Origin of the sequence: Bacillus coreaensis (genome assembly GCF_050586445.1) — a bacterium.
Classification (GTDB): Bacteria; Bacillota; Bacilli; order Bacillales; family Cytobacillaceae; genus Robertmurraya_A; species Robertmurraya_A coreaensis.
Genome location: NZ_JBOCCY010000005.1, coordinates 203784 through 219726, shown reverse-complemented (window position 1 = coordinate 219726; position 15943 = coordinate 203784). Strand labels below are relative to the sequence as shown.

The 15943-nt window shown below is 38.1% G+C and carries 15 protein-coding genes; 2 read left to right on the top strand and 13 right to left on the bottom strand.

Features of this window, described 5'->3' with window-relative positions; all coding sequences use genetic code 11:
- Positions 1-14: 14 nt before the first annotated feature.
- The gene (locus ACQ5H4_RS10330) at positions 15-1325 is read right to left on the bottom strand and encodes a DEAD/DEAH box helicase (protein ID WP_430774846.1); all 1311 of its coding nucleotides are present in this window, start codon (positions 1323-1325) and stop codon (positions 15-17) included.
- Positions 1326-1546: 221 nt separating this feature from the next.
- Between ACQ5H4_RS10330 and vrrA the strand changes: the two genes are divergently transcribed.
- Both vrrA and ACQ5H4_RS10320 read left to right on the top strand, forming a co-directional pair.
- Entirely contained in the window at positions 1547-2194 is a 648-nt protein-coding gene (vrrA, locus tag ACQ5H4_RS10325) for a VrrA/YqfQ family protein (RefSeq protein WP_430774845.1), read from the top strand.
- Positions 2195-2296: 102 nt separating this feature from the next.
- Positions 2297-3235, top strand: a complete 939-nt coding sequence (locus ACQ5H4_RS10320) for a 4-hydroxy-3-methylbut-2-enyl diphosphate reductase (RefSeq protein WP_430774844.1) — start codon at positions 2297-2299, stop codon at positions 3233-3235.
- A gap of 38 nt (positions 3236-3273) precedes the next feature.
- Here the strand turns inward: ACQ5H4_RS10320 and ACQ5H4_RS10315 are convergent, their stop codons facing one another.
- The 12 genes from ACQ5H4_RS10315 to glyQ all read right to left on the bottom strand — a co-directional run bounded on the left by ACQ5H4_RS10315 (position 3274) and on the right by glyQ (position 15905).
- Entirely contained in the window at positions 3274-4389 is a 1116-nt protein-coding gene (locus ACQ5H4_RS10315; protein ID WP_430774843.1) for a Nif3-like dinuclear metal center hexameric protein, read from the bottom strand.
- Positions 4386-5096, bottom strand: a complete 711-nt coding sequence (locus ACQ5H4_RS10310; protein WP_430774842.1) for a tRNA (adenine(22)-N(1))-methyltransferase — start codon at positions 5094-5096, stop codon at positions 4386-4388. Before ACQ5H4_RS10310 ends, ACQ5H4_RS10315 begins: the two co-directional genes overlap by 4 nt.
- 79 nt (positions 5097-5175) lie before the next feature.
- Positions 5176-5538, bottom strand: coding sequence for a cytochrome c550 (cccA, locus tag ACQ5H4_RS10305; protein WP_430774841.1), 363 nt, complete (start codon positions 5536-5538; stop codon positions 5176-5178).
- A 177-nt stretch (positions 5539-5715) separates the two neighbouring features.
- Positions 5716-6855, bottom strand: a complete 1140-nt coding sequence (locus ACQ5H4_RS10300; RefSeq protein ID WP_430774840.1) for an acyl-CoA dehydrogenase family protein — start codon at positions 6853-6855, stop codon at positions 5716-5718.
- A 101-nt stretch (positions 6856-6956) separates the two neighbouring features.
- Entirely contained in the window at positions 6957-7484 is a 528-nt protein-coding gene (locus ACQ5H4_RS10295; protein ID WP_430774839.1) for a hypothetical protein, read from the bottom strand.
- A gap of 77 nt (positions 7485-7561) precedes the next feature.
- Positions 7562-8686, bottom strand: coding sequence for an RNA polymerase sigma factor RpoD (gene rpoD, locus ACQ5H4_RS10290; RefSeq protein ID WP_430774838.1), 1125 nt, complete (start codon positions 8684-8686; stop codon positions 7562-7564).
- 33 nt (positions 8687-8719) lie between these two features.
- Positions 8720-10534 (bottom strand): DNA primase, encoded by a 1815-nt coding sequence (dnaG, locus tag ACQ5H4_RS10285; protein WP_430774837.1) that lies wholly within the window; start codon positions 10532-10534, stop codon positions 8720-8722.
- 39 nt (positions 10535-10573) lie between these two features.
- Positions 10574-11044 carry a YaiI/YqxD family protein gene (locus ACQ5H4_RS10280; protein ID WP_119709163.1) on the bottom strand — a complete coding sequence of 157 codons (471 nt, stop codon included), beginning with the start codon at positions 11042-11044 and terminating at the stop codon, positions 10574-10576.
- Positions 11045-11308: 264 nt separating this feature from the next.
- On the bottom strand, positions 11309-12118 hold the full coding sequence (locus ACQ5H4_RS10275) for a pyruvate, water dikinase regulatory protein (RefSeq protein ID WP_430774836.1): 810 nt from the start codon (positions 12116-12118) through the stop codon (positions 11309-11311).
- A gap of 65 nt (positions 12119-12183) precedes the next feature.
- A complete protein-coding gene (gene ccpN / locus ACQ5H4_RS10270) occupies positions 12184-12816 on the bottom strand; it encodes a transcriptional regulator CcpN (protein ID WP_430774835.1) in 633 nt (210 codons plus the stop codon).
- A 130-nt stretch (positions 12817-12946) separates the two neighbouring features.
- Positions 12947-15022 carry a glycine--tRNA ligase subunit beta gene (glyS, locus tag ACQ5H4_RS10265; protein ID WP_430774834.1) on the bottom strand — a complete coding sequence of 692 codons (2076 nt, stop codon included), beginning with the start codon at positions 15020-15022 and terminating at the stop codon, positions 12947-12949.
- Positions 15015-15905: a glycine--tRNA ligase subunit alpha gene (gene glyQ, locus ACQ5H4_RS10260; protein WP_430774833.1), complete on the bottom strand. Its 891-nt coding sequence runs from the start codon at positions 15903-15905 to the stop codon at positions 15015-15017. Before glyQ ends, glyS begins: the two co-directional genes overlap by 8 nt.
- Between the last annotated feature and the right edge of the window lie 38 nt (positions 15906-15943).

Genomic DNA, 15943 nt, shown 5'->3' with positions numbered 1-15943 from the left:
CACTCTCCCGCCTATTATTTCTTTTTCAATCGGTTCTGTCTTTTCTTTATTTTATCCATTTCAAACTGCATCTTCTTCTTATAGCCTGGCTTCACCTTTGCCGGCTTTTTAACAAAAGACTTCGCTAGCTTTTCAACCTCGTCCGACTGCTTCGTTCTCTTTTTACGTCTGTTACGATCTTCAAGTTCCGAGAGTTCACCTTTTTTAATATCAATATGCTTAAATTCAATCCCTAGTTTTTCAAGCCTATTTAATTTATCCTCATCCGATGTTTCATAAATAGTGAGAGCTATTCCCGAATTCCCCGCTCTAGCTGTTCTACCCACACGATGTACATAAAAATCTAAATCAGTTGGAAGTTCATAGTTAATCACATGACTAATTCCTGGAATGTCAATACCTCTTGCAGCTAAATCGGTAGCCACAATATATTGAAATTCTAAATCCGTGATTTGCTTCATCATCCGTTTACGTTCTCGAGGACTTAAATCTCCATGAATTCTTCCAACCTTTAACCCTCTATGAGTAAGTGCCGTGGCAACTTCCTCGGCTTTTTTCTTTGTATTCGTAAAGACAATCGCTAAATATGGGTTATACAGCTTTAGTGCCTCATACACAAGTGTTGACTTTTCACGATGTCTTGATGGAAGAAGAATATGTTCAATCTTCGCTGCTGTTAACTGTTTTGGCTCAATATGAATATACTTAGGATTTTCCATATACTTCTTTAGAAAAGGTTTTAGCTTTTCAGGAATGGTAGCTGAAAAAACAAGCATTTGAAGCTTTTCTGGCATTCTTGCTCCAATTTGGTCAACATCTTCTAAAAATCCCATATCGAGCATTAAATCGGCTTCATCGACTACATACATGCTTGCCGTATGTACAAATAGGGCTTGTTCCTTTACTAAATCATTGATACGTCCTGGAGTCCCTACAACGATATGTGGTTGAGTTTTTAATTTTTCAATGGCACGAACTTTGTCTGTACCTCCGATAAATAGACGACTTGTAATCTCTTCGCCCTCTTCCGCATGCTCGGTTACCTTTAATACCTCTTGGTATATTTGTGTCGCAAGCTCTCTTGTTGGTGCGGTGATTACAGCTTGTACCTCTTGCTTTTTAGGATTAATTTTATGGAGTACTGGTAACACATACGAATGTGTTTTCCCAGTCCCTGTTTGAGATTGACCAATAGCACTTTCACCTTTTAGTACAGTTGGAATCAATCTTTCCTGAATTTCAGTTGGTTCATAAAATCCAATGGCATCAATCGCCTTGTTTATAAATGGTTTAAGTTGATACGTTGAAAATTTTGTTTTCGTCATTATTAAAGCTCCTTCAGTTTTGGTAAGGATGTCCATACCCATCATGTAATTATAATAAAGTTCTTCATAAAGTGCCACCTACAGTTCATTTCCCATATGATTATGTTTTACGAATTACAGTATTTTCAAACCAGTTCATAACTTATCATCATTCACCTAGACCAAATATCCATTTGTTGCATAGGGTATATGAGGGGAAATTATGAAAGGAGGGTGTTCGTATGCCACCAAGACAACCGCTTCCTATGCGTGGAGGAACGCCTCAACCTATGCTTGGATTTGGACGACGTAACCAAATGAGACCAATGATGCCCCCAGCAAGAATGGGGAATATGGGGATGAACAGAGCCCCAATGGGTGCAAATGCTCCAAGAGGAATGAGGGGTCCTACAAAAAATGGCGGAGGAGGTTTACTGTCTAAATTACTTGGTAAAGGTAAATCTCAAGGCGCACAAGCCGGTATGCAAATGTTTGGTAATGCTTCTCGCTCTGCTGCACCAGGTGCAGGTAGCGGGCTGTTAAAATCACTAGCAGACCCCACAGCAATTACGGGATTTCTAAATAATACGCAGCGGGTATTAAACACCGCTCAACAAATCGGACCAATGGTACAGCAATATGGTCCAATTGTTAAAAACTTACCAGCAATGTGGAAACTTTACCGTGGTTTAAATGCTGCGAGTTCGGATGAGGAAACTAAGGATGATGGAGACGTAGAGTCCACTAACACTGAACCAAAATCAGAATCAAAAACAAAACGAAAACGCACGAAGTCAGAGAGTACTGAAAACGAAACACATTCAATCGAAATCGAAGAGAAGGCATCAAAAAGATTACAAGGAAAATCCGTACCTAAAATATATGTATAAAGGAATATGCCCGCAGCATATTCCTTTTTCTCTTCTTTGTATAATCATGACACTTTATATATAATGATAGAATAAGCATGCTAAAAGGGGAGAACCAACTCAATGAAAGTTATAAAAATATCACCCCGTGGTTATTGCTATGGTGTTGTTGATGCGATGGTCATCGCACGAAATGCAGCACTTGATAAATCTTTGCCACGGCCTATATATATATTAGGAATGATTGTACACAATAAGCACGTTACGGATGCTTTTGCTGAAGAAGGGATTATAACGCTAGACGGCCCTAATCGAAAACAAATACTAGAACAAGTAGATAAAGGTACTGTTATATTTACTGCCCATGGTATATCTCCAGAAGTTAGAGAGTTAGCAAAGAAAAAAGGACTTGTTACCATCGATGCTACTTGTCCAGATGTAACAAGTACGCATCAGCTGATTGAAGCAAAAAAGGATGAAGGTTACCAAGTGATCTATATCGGTAAAATAGGGCATCCAGAGCCTGAAGGAGCATTAGGTGTAGCTCCTGACATTGTACACCTTGTAGAGACAATCGCAGATGTTGAATCATTAGCTATTCAAGCTGACAAAATACTTGTCACGAACCAGACAACAATGAGCCAGTGGGATGTAGGCCATATCATGAAGAAAATAGAAGACAAATATCCACACGCAGAATTTCATAAAGAAATCTGTATGGCTACACAAGTTCGACAAGAAGCAGTTGCCGAACAAGCTGGTGAGGCTGATGTGGTTATTGTTGTTGGAGATCCAAAAAGTAATAACTCCAATCGTCTTGCGCAAGTTTCCGAAGAAATCGCAGGTACAGTAGCATACCGAATTAGTGACATATCTGAATTAGATATTGACTGGATTAAAGATGCACAAACAGTGGGAGTAACCTCTGGAGCATCAACACCTACTCCTATCACTAAAGAAGTCATTTCTTTTATCGAGCAATTTAATCCTTTGGATGAATCCACATGGACTCGTGAGAAAAAGGTACCTCTTCAAAAAATATTACCAAAAGTAAAAAGATAATATAAAGGAAAGTCACGAAATTTCGTGACTTTCCTTTTTTACACAAATTGAAACGGGTCTGTATGAATCGTTGAAGCAAAAATATTCACATTATATCCTTTTTGATTACACATCTCAGTAAGCTTTTTTGCCACTCCTAGCTTCATGACCTTTTCTACGTTGTGGCCTGGATCAATGATATTTAGTCCTAACATCATGGCATCATGAGCAACATGGTAATACATATCACCTGTTACATACACATCAGCACCTTTGAAGCTAGCGGATTGAATATACTTATTCCCATCTCCCCCGAGCACCGCAACCTTTTTTACCATAGCGTCTAAATCTCCTACGACTCGAACAGCAGGTACATCTAGCACTTCTTTTACAAAATTCGCAAATTCTCGGAGTGTTGTTTCTTGAATTTTCCCTATCTTGCCCAAGCCAAGTGATTTTGACTTATTTTTTAGTGGGTACACATCATAAGCCACTTCTTCATATGGATGTGCTTTGATCATAGCGGAAATGACCTTTTTCTCTAGATGAGCAGGAAAGACGGTTTCTATCCTCACTTCTTCTACCTGTTCAACTTTCCCTATTGTCCCAATGAAAGGATTTGTCCCCTCTAACGGAATAAACTCTCCCTTTCCTTCAGATGAAAAGGAACAGTGAGAGTACCGACCTATTGAACCTGCTCCAGCATCACCTAACGCTTTTTTTAAAGACTCTTCATATCCTACTGAAACGTATACAACCAGTTTGAGTAATTCAGAGTCATAAGTTGGTACAAGAACTTCTGTATTAGTTAATTGAAGGGCTTCTGCCAGTAAATCATTCACCCCACCTTCAGCAACGTCCAGATTCGTATGTGCAGCATAAACAGCAATATCATGCTTGATTAATTTTTCAATAATTCTACCTGTTGCTGAATCGGTCACAAGCTTTTGAAGTGGTCGATAGATAAGCGGATGATGTGCAATTATTAATTGAACATCATTATGTATGGCTTCATCAACGACTTCTTCAAGTACATCCAAAGCAATCATTACATTTGAAACTTTCATGTTTAGCTTCCCAATTTGCAATCCAATTTTATCCCCTTCTAGTGCTAAATTCTTGGGAGAAAATTGTTCAAAAAGACTAATGATTTCATGTCCATTTACGGTTTTCATCTTCCTAAAACCTCCTTTGTCATTGAAATCTTCTTCTTTAATTCCAATTCCTTTTCTAGTTTTTCTTCCGTCTGTTTTGACTGACCTAATTGATTTAAAATACGTTCCCAGTTATTCCGTTCACCAGTCCACTTTTGAAGAAAAGCCTCATTTTTTTGTTTACTTAAGAAAGGGCCAAACAGTAACTCACATTCAATGTTCTCCGTATATGCCGATTGGGGATCTCCTTTTTCAGCAACCAATATTTCGTATATTTTCCCGTCCTCTTCTATAATTGCTTCGTCCGTGAGACTCCATCCATTTTCTAATAACCATAATCGAATGGATATAGCACTAATATTTGGTTGAAGGACAAGCCTCTTTACACCGTCAAGTTTATCCTTTCCTTCTTCAAGAATAGTAGCTATCAGCGCGCCACCCATCCCGGCAATTGTTATGCATTCTACTTCACCCGCATCTATTACTTCGAGACCATTTCCTTTTCGTACATTAATTTGATTCGATAACCCTTCCATTTCTACTTGTTTTTTGGCAGATTGAAACGGACCTTCCACGACCTCTCCAGCTATTGCATAAGTCACTTTTCCTGCCTTTACTACATGACAAGGAAGATAAGCATGGTCAGAGCCTATATCAGCTAGTTTTGCACCCTTTGGAATCAAATCAGCAACTGCGCTTAGTCTTTTTGATAATCTTTCAACATTCATTTAGTAACACCATCTCTTTTTTTGATTACATACAGTATAAAAAAAGTCCTTCACATATGCAAAGGACTAAAACGCTTACTTATTTAAGTTCCAATAACCAATCTGCCATTGCTTCTTCGTTACCTGCCACTAGACCTCCCGGCATGGAACCTTTACCATTCGCTAGGATATCTTGAATTTCCTCTTTTGATAGCTTGTCACCCACACCTGTTAATGCAGGACCAACGCCCCCTTGGTATGAATCCCCGTGACATCCAATACAGCCCGCAGTCTTATAAAGATCTTCGGGATTGTTTGAAACTTCTTCTGCCTGTTCTCCACCGTTCTCTTGTTCTGCAGCTAGTTCCTTACTGTCACCTAAGCCTTTAAACGAAAAAAGGAACATCGCAGCAATACCAAGAACCATGATTAAGACAAATGGAATAATCGGATTGCGATTCATGCTTTTCCCTCCCTTATGTAAGTACATCCAAAACTATTTAAATATAGAATGCAAACAATATCTATTTTACTTGAAAATGGGCAGAAGGAAAAGTACTAAAGTAAACTTTGTCACATTATGTTCTCATTTTAGACAAAACCTCACTAGTTTTTGTGAGGTCTGTCATAAACGAAGGAGTTAACAACCAATTTCTCGTGCAATTACCATTCGTTGAATTTCTGAAGTACCTTCACCAATTTCTGTTAACTTTCCATCACGCATATATCGTTCCACATGATAATCCTTCATATACCCGTAACCACCGTGTATTTGTACAGCTTGATCAGTAACTTCCTTACAAATTTCCGATGCGTAAAGCTTACACATGGAAGCTTCCTTTGTAAAGGATCGTCCTTGGTCTTTTAACCAAGCAGCTTTATAAACCATATTTCTAGCAAGTTCAATTTTCATGGCCATGTCTGCAAGCTTAAATTGTATCGCTTGAAAATGGGACAGTGATCTTCCAAATTGCTGCCTTTGCTTTGCATAGCTCAATGCCTTTTCGTAAGCCGCCTGAGCAATCCCTACTGCCATTGCACCGATTCCAATCCTTCCCCCATCAAGAGTGATTAAGAACTGTTTAAAGCCCTCTCCACGCTTTCCTAGTAAGTTATCAACCGGTACTTGAACATCTTCTAATACTAACTCGGTTGTATTAGAGGCATGAAGCCCCATCTTTTCATAGTTGCTGATGACCTGGAAGCCAGGGGAATTCGTTGGGACAATAATAGCACTAATTTCTTTTTTCCCGTTTTGTTCACCAGTTACTGCGGTAATGGCTAAATGCTTTGCATAGCTTGCATTCGTAATATAACATTTATTACCATTTATAACAAACTTCCCATCTTTCTCATTCGCTCTCGTCTTTGTACCTCCTGCATCAGAACCAGCATTGGGTTCGGTTAGCCCAAACGCTCCAAAGGATTCACCTGTACAAATCGGAATTAAATATTTTCTCTTTTGGTCTTCTGTACCAAACAAATGGAGTGGAGCCCCCCCCAGCGATATATGGGCTGAGTAAGTAATTCCAGTAGACGCACATGCTCTACTTAGCTCCTCTGTAACTATGGCAAAGCTTATTGTATCTGCTCCCCCACCACCGTATTCTTCTGGAAATGGAAGCCCCATTAAACCTAATTCAGCTAGTTTTTTAAACACCTCATGCGGGAACTGCTTTTGAAGGTCTCTTTCAAGCGCACCTGGTGCAACCTCTTCATTAGCAAATTCTCTAATTGTTCGAAGGATCATGCTTTGTTCTGATGTTAAATCAAAATTCACGTTTTTCTCCTCCTTAAACCTAAAATGAAATCGATTTCATATTTATTATATAAGGAGTTAAATAATTTTCTCAACATTTTAAATTTTATAATAAATAATCATTATATAAAAATAGACCCAATTAGTAATAGCAGTCCTAATATAGAAGAAATAATAAAGGACAATAATTTTGCTTTTCTACCAATGATAAACCAAGCTATACAGTTTAAAGTTATGATTGTATAGAGGCTTACACCACTATTAGGAAAAACATAAGTGACATAATCTACTGAGCATAACAGCGCCACGAGGGCTGTCGAAATCATTGGCACAATAAAGTCTGTCGCTTTTCTAAAAAAATAAAAACTAGCTCCAAATCCAAAAATTAGCAATAAAGCATAAAGAGTCATTTGCAAAAAGAAAGATAATTCAGTAAAATATATAAATATACCAATCGGAATCAGTAGCAATGTCGTATAAGGGAGGAAAAGCTTCCTCTTGGTGCTTCTTTTTCCAATTTTCGTTCCGTTAACTTGTTCACCTTCAGTATATAAAGCTAATAAAAAATTGCAATATTGTTCTGGTAACAGCTTCGTTTCTTTCCAATAATAAATTTCTTTAACAATGATTTCTTTCCGATTATGACTCATACATTGTCCTTTCTGTTGCTGAACATAAAAATAGTTTACCTCTATTGTAAGAAGTAAACTATTTTTAGACAATCATTTTATTCTAAGAAATCCTTCAAACGCTTGCTACGGCTAGGGTGTCTTAACTTCCTTAACGCTTTTGCTTCAATCTGTCTTATACGTTCTCTTGTGACACCAAACACTTTTCCAACTTCTTCTAAAGTTCTTGTGCGGCCATCATCAAGTCCAAAACGTAGTCGTAATACATTTTCTTCACGGTCGGTTAAAGTATCAAGAACATCTTCAAGCTGTTCTTTTAACAGCTCATATGCAGCATGCTCTGAAGGTGATGTAGCATCCTGATCCTCAATGAAATCACCTAAATGTGAGTCATCTTCTTCACCAATTGGTGTTTCTAATGAGACTGGTTCTTGAGCAATTTTTAAGATTTCACGAACCTTATCCGGAGTTAAATCCATATCTTCCCCAATTTCTTCTGGAGTTGGTTCACGTCCAAGATCCTGAAGTAACTGGCGTTGAACACGAATTAATTTATTGATGGTTTCCACCATATGAACGGGGATACGAATGGTTCTTGCTTGGTCAGCAATCGCACGAGTAATAGCTTGTCGTATCCACCAAGTAGCATACGTACTAAATTTAAAGCCTTTGCGATAATCAAACTTTTCAACCGCTTTGATTAATCCCATGTTACCTTCTTGAATCAAATCAAGAAACAACATGCCGCGACCAACATAACGTTTTGCAATACTAACCACAAGACGTAGGTTAGCTTCTGCTAAACGACGCTTAGCTTCTTCATCACCTTGTTCGATACGGTTAGCGAGCTCAATTTCCTCTTCGGCAGACAATAGGTCTACTCGACCTATCTCTTTTAAGTACATTCGAACCGGGTCATTGATTTTCACTCCTGGTGGTACGCTTAGATCATTTAAATCAAATTCTTCTTCACCTTTAGCAAGCTCTTGTACATTAGGATCTCCGTCTTCGGATTCTCCAACTAGTTCTACACCTTGCTCACCTAAAAATTCATAAAACTCATCCATTTGATCAGAGTCTACATCAAAATTAGCTAATTTCTCTGCAATATCATCATAGGCTAGAACCCCTGTTTTCTTTCCAACCTCTGTTAACTGGTCTTTTACTTGTTCTAGGGTCAAATCTGAATCAACCTCTTTTGAACGGGCCGATTTTTCAGCCATATGTACCCCTCCTTCCAAAGTCAAACAACAATCTCAAGCTTTTAATGTTTTGCGCAATTGGATAATTTCCATCGCAATCGCAGCTGCCTTACCATGATCCTTTTGTCTCTCTGCTTCTTTCTCTTCTACTTCTTTTTCTTTTATTTTTAACATCTTTTGATAATTAAACACCTGCTTAATGTAATCGGAAAGCTCCTGGTCGCTTATTTCCTCACCAATAGACATCATTCCAATATCTGCTACAGTACGTCTAAGCTTTTCATCTTTTATATATGTTAGGAAATCACTCGGGTTTGGTTGGAATCCCTTTTCATAGTAACCATACAAGTATGTTATGATTGCTTGATGTTCATCAATATTAAAGGGAGTACCGTTTAACAAATCCTGCACTTTATATGCTATGTCAGAATCCTTCAACATATAAGCTATTAAACGTCTTTCTGCAGTTTCATAAGCCGGTCTTAGGTTGGAAGAATGTTTGATAACCACATCTTGATTTCTTTTTTGAACATATTGCGCACGATTTCCCTTTTTGTTCGCAAAGAAAAATTGCTTTTGTTGTTGCTTTAATGCATCGAGTGAAAGGGAAAACTCACTCGCCAACTGTCTCAAGTAGTGATCTCGTTCTACTACCTTCTCTAGTTGGCTTATTTCCTTTAATACTTCTTCGATATATTGGAGGCGAATTCCTTCATTATTTAAATCCTTTCCTCTTCTTAAATATCGCAGTTTAAAATTCATTAATGTAACACTTGCAGAGATAATTTCGTTTTGAAATTTCTCATCACCATTTTGGCGAATATAATCATCTGGGTCCATTCCATCTGGCAATATTGCCACACGTACCTGAATCCCAGCTGAATGAAGAAGCTGACTAGCACGGTGAGCGGCTTCAATACCAGCATTGTCTCCATCGTAACAAATCGTTACTGCTTCAGCACTCCGCTTGATTGATACGATATGATCGTCTGTCAATGATGTTCCCATGGTTGCAACTCCATTGAGTACACCTGATCGATCGGCAGCTATTACATCAGCAAACCCCTCAAATAATACGATTTGATTCGTTTTTTTAATGCTTGCCCTTGCTTGGTGAAAATTATATAAAATTTTACTTTTGTTAAAAATTGCTGTTTCAGGACTATTTAAATATTTTGGCTCATCAGCCCCTAATGATCTTCCTGAAAACGCAATTGTATTGCCTTTGTGGTCTAATATAGGAAACATTATGCGGTCTCTGAAGCGATCAAAATAAGTTCCATCACGTTCACGTTTAATAACTAGCCCTGCCCTTTCCATCACTTCAGGGGGATAATTACGTTTCGATAAGAATTTGTAAACAAAATCCCACGAATTTAATGAATAGCCTATTTGAAATTTAGCAATCGCTTCATTAGTAAAGCCTCTCGATAAAAGGTACTCAAGTGCATGTTGACCGTCTTTTGTGTTTACGAGCAAATGATGATAGAATTTACGTAATAAATCGTGAGCATCAATCATCTGCTGAAAATCATTCGGGATCGTCCTAGAATTTGTGTAAGATGACGATTCGATATGTAGCTCAACATTTCCTTTTTCAGCTAGTTTAACAGCCGCTTCTATAAATGAGACACCTTCTTGTTCCATTAAGAAAGAAAATGCATTTCCACCTGCTCCACATCCGAAACAATGATAAATTTGCTTATCGGGAGAAACGGAGAAGGAAGGAGAATTTTCTCCATGAAACGGACAAAGTCCAAAATAATTCCGACCTTGTTTTTTCAGCTGAACATAGTCGCTAACCACGTCCACTATATCAACCGCCTGGCGAATTTCATTAATTTTATCCTCAGGGATACGTTCTGCCATGAAAACAACTCCAGGTATTAGTGAGTAATTCGCGATAAATTATAGATTTCCTGCAAATTTCGACAAAATGCTATAAAAATTTTTCGCAAAATCATCTCGGTCATTTTGACCAAAACGTTTGGGTCCTTTCGAGTGTACCCCTTGTCGCCTAGCTTTCGCGGCAAGATACCTCATATCAAGAGCAAGATTAATATCTTTCTCTTCGTATACATTCCCCCTTGGAGAAAGTACATAAACACCTTTATTCACGAGTGTCGAAGCTAACCCGATGTCTTGGGTGACTACAAAGTCTCCTTTATCCACATGGTTCATGATATATAAGTCAACTTCCTCCTTGCCCGTATCGACATATTTCCATGTTCCTGCAGCTTCTGTGGTGCTCATATGATTATAAGATGCAACAAAAATTACTTCCAATGAAAAATTCGACGCAATTTCGACAATTTCCTGCTTCACTGGACAGGAATCTGCATCAACTAGAACCTTGGGTAAACCTAATGTACTATTAATTCTACATCACTCCATATATTCCTTCTTATTTCGAGGAATAACTTAGTGGAAAAGCGTTTGTCGAATTTTTTTCGGACGAGAATCTTGACTTCTGACAATAAATAGTTTATTCGTTCATAGTGAAGTCTAAACCTAATCTGATACATTTTTATCACAATTTTTTATTATAGTATATAAAAGTCTATTTTTCCATCACTTTTTTTGTGATACCTTTCCAAACAATAAAAAGAAATAGCACATCATTTTATGCGCTATTTCTTTTTTTTATCCTCTTTTTAAGTAACGGTTTAAAATGACATTAGCTGTTTCTTCAACAGCTTTGTTGGTTACATCGATCACATGACATCCAATTCTTGAGACAATTTTATCAAAATACTCAATTTCTTCTTTAATCCGTTCGATATTCGCGTAGCTTGCTCTGTCATTTAAACCTAAAGAAAGAAGTCTTTCACGCCTAATATTATTTAGTTTTTCTGGGCTTATTTTTAATCCGAAACATTTCTCTGAAGGTACTTTAAACAATTCCTCTGGAGGATCAACCTCTGGAACAAGTGGAACATTCGCCACTTTAATACGTTTATGAGCCAGGTACTGTGACAATGGGGTTTTTGAGGTTCTTGAAACACCCACTAAGACGATATCCGCCTTTAAAATCCCCCTCGGGTCTCGACCATCATCATACTTAACGGCAAATTCAATTGCTTCCACCTTTTTAAAATACTCCTCATCGAGCTTCCTAACCAAACCCGGTTCAAATAAAGGTTGTTTCCCACAAATTTCTTGAATTTGGTCAATCAAAGGACCTATAATATCACAAGCATATATTCCTTCAGACTTCGCTGTATCCCTCATATACTCCCGCATATCTGGCTTAACAAGTGTATAGGCAACCATCCCACCGTCTAATTTCACAAGTGAAATCACTTCGTCAATATTGGATTTATCCTCTACATATGGAAACCTTTTGATTGTGACTTCTTGTCCATCAAATTGGCTTATCGCTGCTTTTGTCACGAGCTCTGCAGTTTCTCCTACAGAATCAGATACCACGTAGACGATTGGCATTTTCCCCATACTTCCTCATCTCCTACATCATTTGTAATAATATTATGCGAATCGAGTAATTCCGTTTTCGGTCGTTAATTTCCTTCTGCTAATGCAACAAACGCCTTTGTTAAATTTGTTTTAGTGATTCTGCCAAGTACTTCGAAACCTCTTTCCGATTCTCGAACAACAGGCAATGCATCAATCTGCTTATCAATTAATTTATGCGCCACATCAATGAGAAGATCGTCTTTTCCGCACATCGTTACATTAGGCATTCTTGTCATGATGATATGCACTGGTAAAGTGGTTAGTTCCTGCTTTCCAATACTTGCTCTTAATAGATCTTTCCTCGACAATACGCCTGTGAGCAAGGAAGATTGATCGACAACAAATAATGTCCCAACATCTTCGAGAAACATAGTACAGATCGCATCGTAAACAGAAACGTTTTCGTTCACAACTACAGGAATAGACTGATAATCCTTCACAAAGAGTTTCTTTAAGTTCTCAGTTAATAATTGTGTGCCTGATTTCCCTGTGTAAAAATAACCTACCCGCGGCCGTGCATCCAAATATCCAGCCATGGTTAAAATAGCTAGATCTGGTCGAAGTGTAGCTCTCGTTAAATTGAGTCGTTCTGCAATATGCTCTCCAGTTATCGGCCCATTTTCCTTTACAATTTGTAAAATATGCTCTTGCCGTTTATTTAGCTCGATTGTACTCACCACCTATTTGCCCTTTAGGCTCATATGTATGTCATACTTATATAAAATTATTATATACTATCTCTCATAAATGAAAAGACATAAGGATAAAAAGAGCCTTCACCATTCAGAAGGCCCTCTTTAAAAAAGATTATTTTGTTACAATTTCCTTTACATTTGCAAAGCTGATAATCAATTCTGCCAACTGTGACATTAATGCTAAACGGTTGTTTTTCAACGCTTGATTCTCTGCCATGACCATTGTATGGTCAAAGAAGTCGTTGATTGCCCCTTGTAAAGATGCAAGTTTGTCGAAAAACTCTTCCTCACTAGTTTCACTAGATGCTAATGCAGATTTCACACCGCGATATTGATTATATAGTGCCGTCTCGTACTGGTTTTCAAACAGGGATTCATTGATTTCCGCATGTTCCACTGCTTTGTTCGAGATGGTAAGCACACGGCTAAGAGCTTCAACCGTCTCTTTAAAACCACTAGCATCTTTTTTCGTTTGTAGAACAAAAGCCTTTTTGACAAGTGTAGGTAAAGCTGTAATATTCTTTTCTAATACAGCATCAATGATATCATAGCGAATGCTTTGTTCTTGTAAATAATGCTTTAAGCGAAGCTTGAAGAAAGTTACAAGCTCAAGTAGTAACTCCTCTTCACCTTTTTCTCCAATTCCCTTTTCCTTAATGGAAAGGATAGAGAGACGTAGAAGATCGGTTAGTGAGACATTCCATTCTTTATTGATTAAGATTTGAACAATTCCTGACGCTTGTCTTCTTAATGCGTACGGATCCTGTGAGCCGCTTGGGATATTGCCAATTGCAAAAAATGAGACAATCGTATCTAGTTTCTCTGCTAAGGCAAGAAGTGCCCCACTATTTGATTTTGGCGTAGAGTCTTCGGCGTTTCTTGGCATGTAGTGTTCATTAATGGCAACAGCAACTGCTTCAGATTCACCCTTTTGTCTAGCATATTTCTCACCCATGAAACCTTGAAGTTCTGGGAATTCGTATACCATATGAGTGACTAAATCAAACTTACTGATTTCAGCAGCACGATCCGCTGTCTTTTTATCATCCTCATTAAAGGTTAATAACTCTGCTAACTGATTGGTTAGTGAACGTACTCGTGCAACTTTTTCAGAAAGGGTACCAATTTCCTCATGATATACAATGGAGGCAAGCTTAGCGAGAGCATCAGAAATATTCGTTTTTTGATCTTCTCTATAGAAAAAGGCTGCATCTGATAGTCTTGCTCTAAGAACCTTCTCATTTCCCTTTGCTACTGTCTCAAGATGCATATGATCTCCATTTCTTACTGTAACAAAGAATGGCAAAAGTGTTCCGTCCTTTTTCTTAACAGGGAAATATCGCTGATGCTCTTTCATAGACGTGATAAGAACTTCTTCGGGTAGCTCTAGAAATTCTTCCTCAAATCTTCCAAATAAAGCGGTTGGATATTCAACTAGATTCGTTACTTCTTCTAATAACTCCTCATCGACAGGAATCGCCCAGCCTTGCTCTTCTTCTAACTTAGAAATTTGTGACAGGATTGCGCCTTTTCTTTCTTCTGCATTTGCAATAACAAATTCACCTAAAAGCTTAGTTACATACTCTTCTGGAGTACCGATTTTCACTTCTTTCCCTAAGAAACGATGCCCGTTTGTAAAATTGCTTGTCGATACATTCGTGATGGTAAATGGGATAATCTCTGTTCCATATATAGCAAGTATCCATTTGATTGGACGAATATATTTTAGTGTTTCACTTGCCCAACGCATATTTTTAGGGAATGTTAGTCCGGTAATAATATGTTCTATCTCCGGAAGTATTTCTTTTGTCGCTTGCCCTTTTGTAAACTTTCGAACATGAGCGTACTCGACCCCATTAATCTCTTTGAAATATATATCCTCAACCGACATTCCTTGACCTCTAGTAAATCCTACAGCTGCTTTCGACCAATTCCCTTCATGGTCAACTGCAATCTTTTTAGCAGGTCCTTTTGCCTCTTCCTCAACATCCTCTTGGCTAGTACTTACACCGTAAGCAATGACCGCTAGACGTCTTGGAGTAGAAAAATGAGTGATGGAATCAAATGAAATCTTTTTCTCTTTTAGCCAGTTCTCTATTTTTGATGTTAACTGTTCAATTGACCCTGTCACAAAACGAGCTGGCATCTCTTCAAGCCCGATTTCAAGTAATAAATCTTGCTTATTCATGTGTATCTTCCCCCTTTTGCTGTAGAATTGGGAATCCTAACTTTTCTCTCTCTTCATAGAACGTTTTAGCTATCTTTCTTGCTAGGTTTCTACATCGACCGATAAACCCAGTACGTTCAGTAACAGAAATAGCGCCTCTTGCATCTAGAAGATTGAATACATGAGAGCATTTTAAGACATAGTCATAAGCGGGATGAACAAGCCCTTCGTTCATTTGACGATGTGCTTCTTTTTCATAAATGTTAAACAGATTAAAAAGCATTTCAGGATCTGATGTTTCAAAAGTATATTTTGAGTGCTCATATTCAGGCTGTAAGAAAATATCACGAACCGTAAAGCCGTTGGTCCACTCTAAATCAAATACATTTTCCTTTTCTTGAATATAAGAAGCAAGGCGCTCGATTCCATAAGTTATTTCAACTGAAACAGGCTTACACTCAAGTCCCCCTACCTGTTGGAAATACGTGAATTGCGTTATTTCCATACCATCTAACCATACTTCCCAACCAAGTCCTGCACAACCAAGCGATGGGTTTTCCCAATTATCTTCTACAAAACGAATATCGTGTTGAAGAGGATCAATTCCCAGCGCCTTCAATGAATCAAGATAAATTTCCTGTATATTGTCAGGAGAAGGCTTCATAATCACTTGGAATTGGTGATGTTGGTACAAGCGATTAGGGTTTTCTCCGTATCTTCCGTCGGCTGGTCGTCTTGACGGTTCCACATACGCCACATTCCATGGTTCAGGTCCAATAGCACGTAAGAACGTATAAGGACTCATGGTTCCCGCACCCTTTTCCACATCGTAAGCTTGCATTAGAATACATCCTTGATCAGACCAATGCTTTTGCAAAGTTAAAATCATGTCTTGAATATTCATCGTACACCTCCAAAATTTATCGCATAAGAGATGATGGT

What these genes read in the sequence shown, in the direction of transcription:
- ACQ5H4_RS10330 (WP_430774846.1), bottom strand. Translation starts at nt 1,325, where the DNA reads ATGACGAAAACAAAATTTTCAACGTATCAACTTAAACCATTTATAAAC.
- vrrA (WP_430774845.1), top strand. Translation starts at nt 1,547, where the DNA reads ATGCCACCAAGACAACCGCTTCCTATGCGTGGAGGAACGCCTCAACCT.
- ACQ5H4_RS10320 (WP_430774844.1), top strand. Translation starts at nt 2,297, where the DNA reads ATGAAAGTTATAAAAATATCACCCCGTGGTTATTGCTATGGTGTTGTT.
- ACQ5H4_RS10315 (WP_430774843.1), bottom strand. Translation starts at nt 4,389, where the DNA reads ATGAAAACCGTAAATGGACATGAAATCATTAGTCTTTTTGAACAATTT.
- ACQ5H4_RS10310 (WP_430774842.1), bottom strand. Translation starts at nt 5,096, where the DNA reads ATGAATGTTGAAAGATTATCAAAAAGACTAAGCGCAGTTGCTGATTTG.
- cccA (WP_430774841.1), bottom strand. Translation starts at nt 5,538, where the DNA reads ATGAATCGCAATCCGATTATTCCATTTGTCTTAATCATGGTTCTTGGT.
- ACQ5H4_RS10295 (WP_430774839.1), bottom strand. Translation starts at nt 7,484, where the DNA reads ATGAGTCATAATCGGAAAGAAATCATTGTTAAAGAAATTTATTATTGG.
- rpoD (WP_430774838.1), bottom strand. Translation starts at nt 8,686, where the DNA reads ATGGCTGAAAAATCGGCCCGTTCAAAAGAGGTTGATTCAGATTTGACC.
- dnaG (WP_430774837.1), bottom strand. Translation starts at nt 10,534, where the DNA reads ATGGCAGAACGTATCCCTGAGGATAAAATTAATGAAATTCGCCAGGCG.
- ACQ5H4_RS10275 (WP_430774836.1), bottom strand. Translation starts at nt 12,118, where the DNA reads ATGGGGAAAATGCCAATCGTCTACGTGGTATCTGATTCTGTAGGAGAA.
- glyS (WP_430774834.1), bottom strand. Translation starts at nt 15,022, where the DNA reads ATGAATAAGCAAGATTTATTACTTGAAATCGGGCTTGAAGAGATGCCA.
- glyQ (WP_430774833.1), bottom strand. Translation starts at nt 15,905, where the DNA reads ATGAATATTCAAGACATGATTTTAACTTTGCAAAAGCATTGGTCTGAT.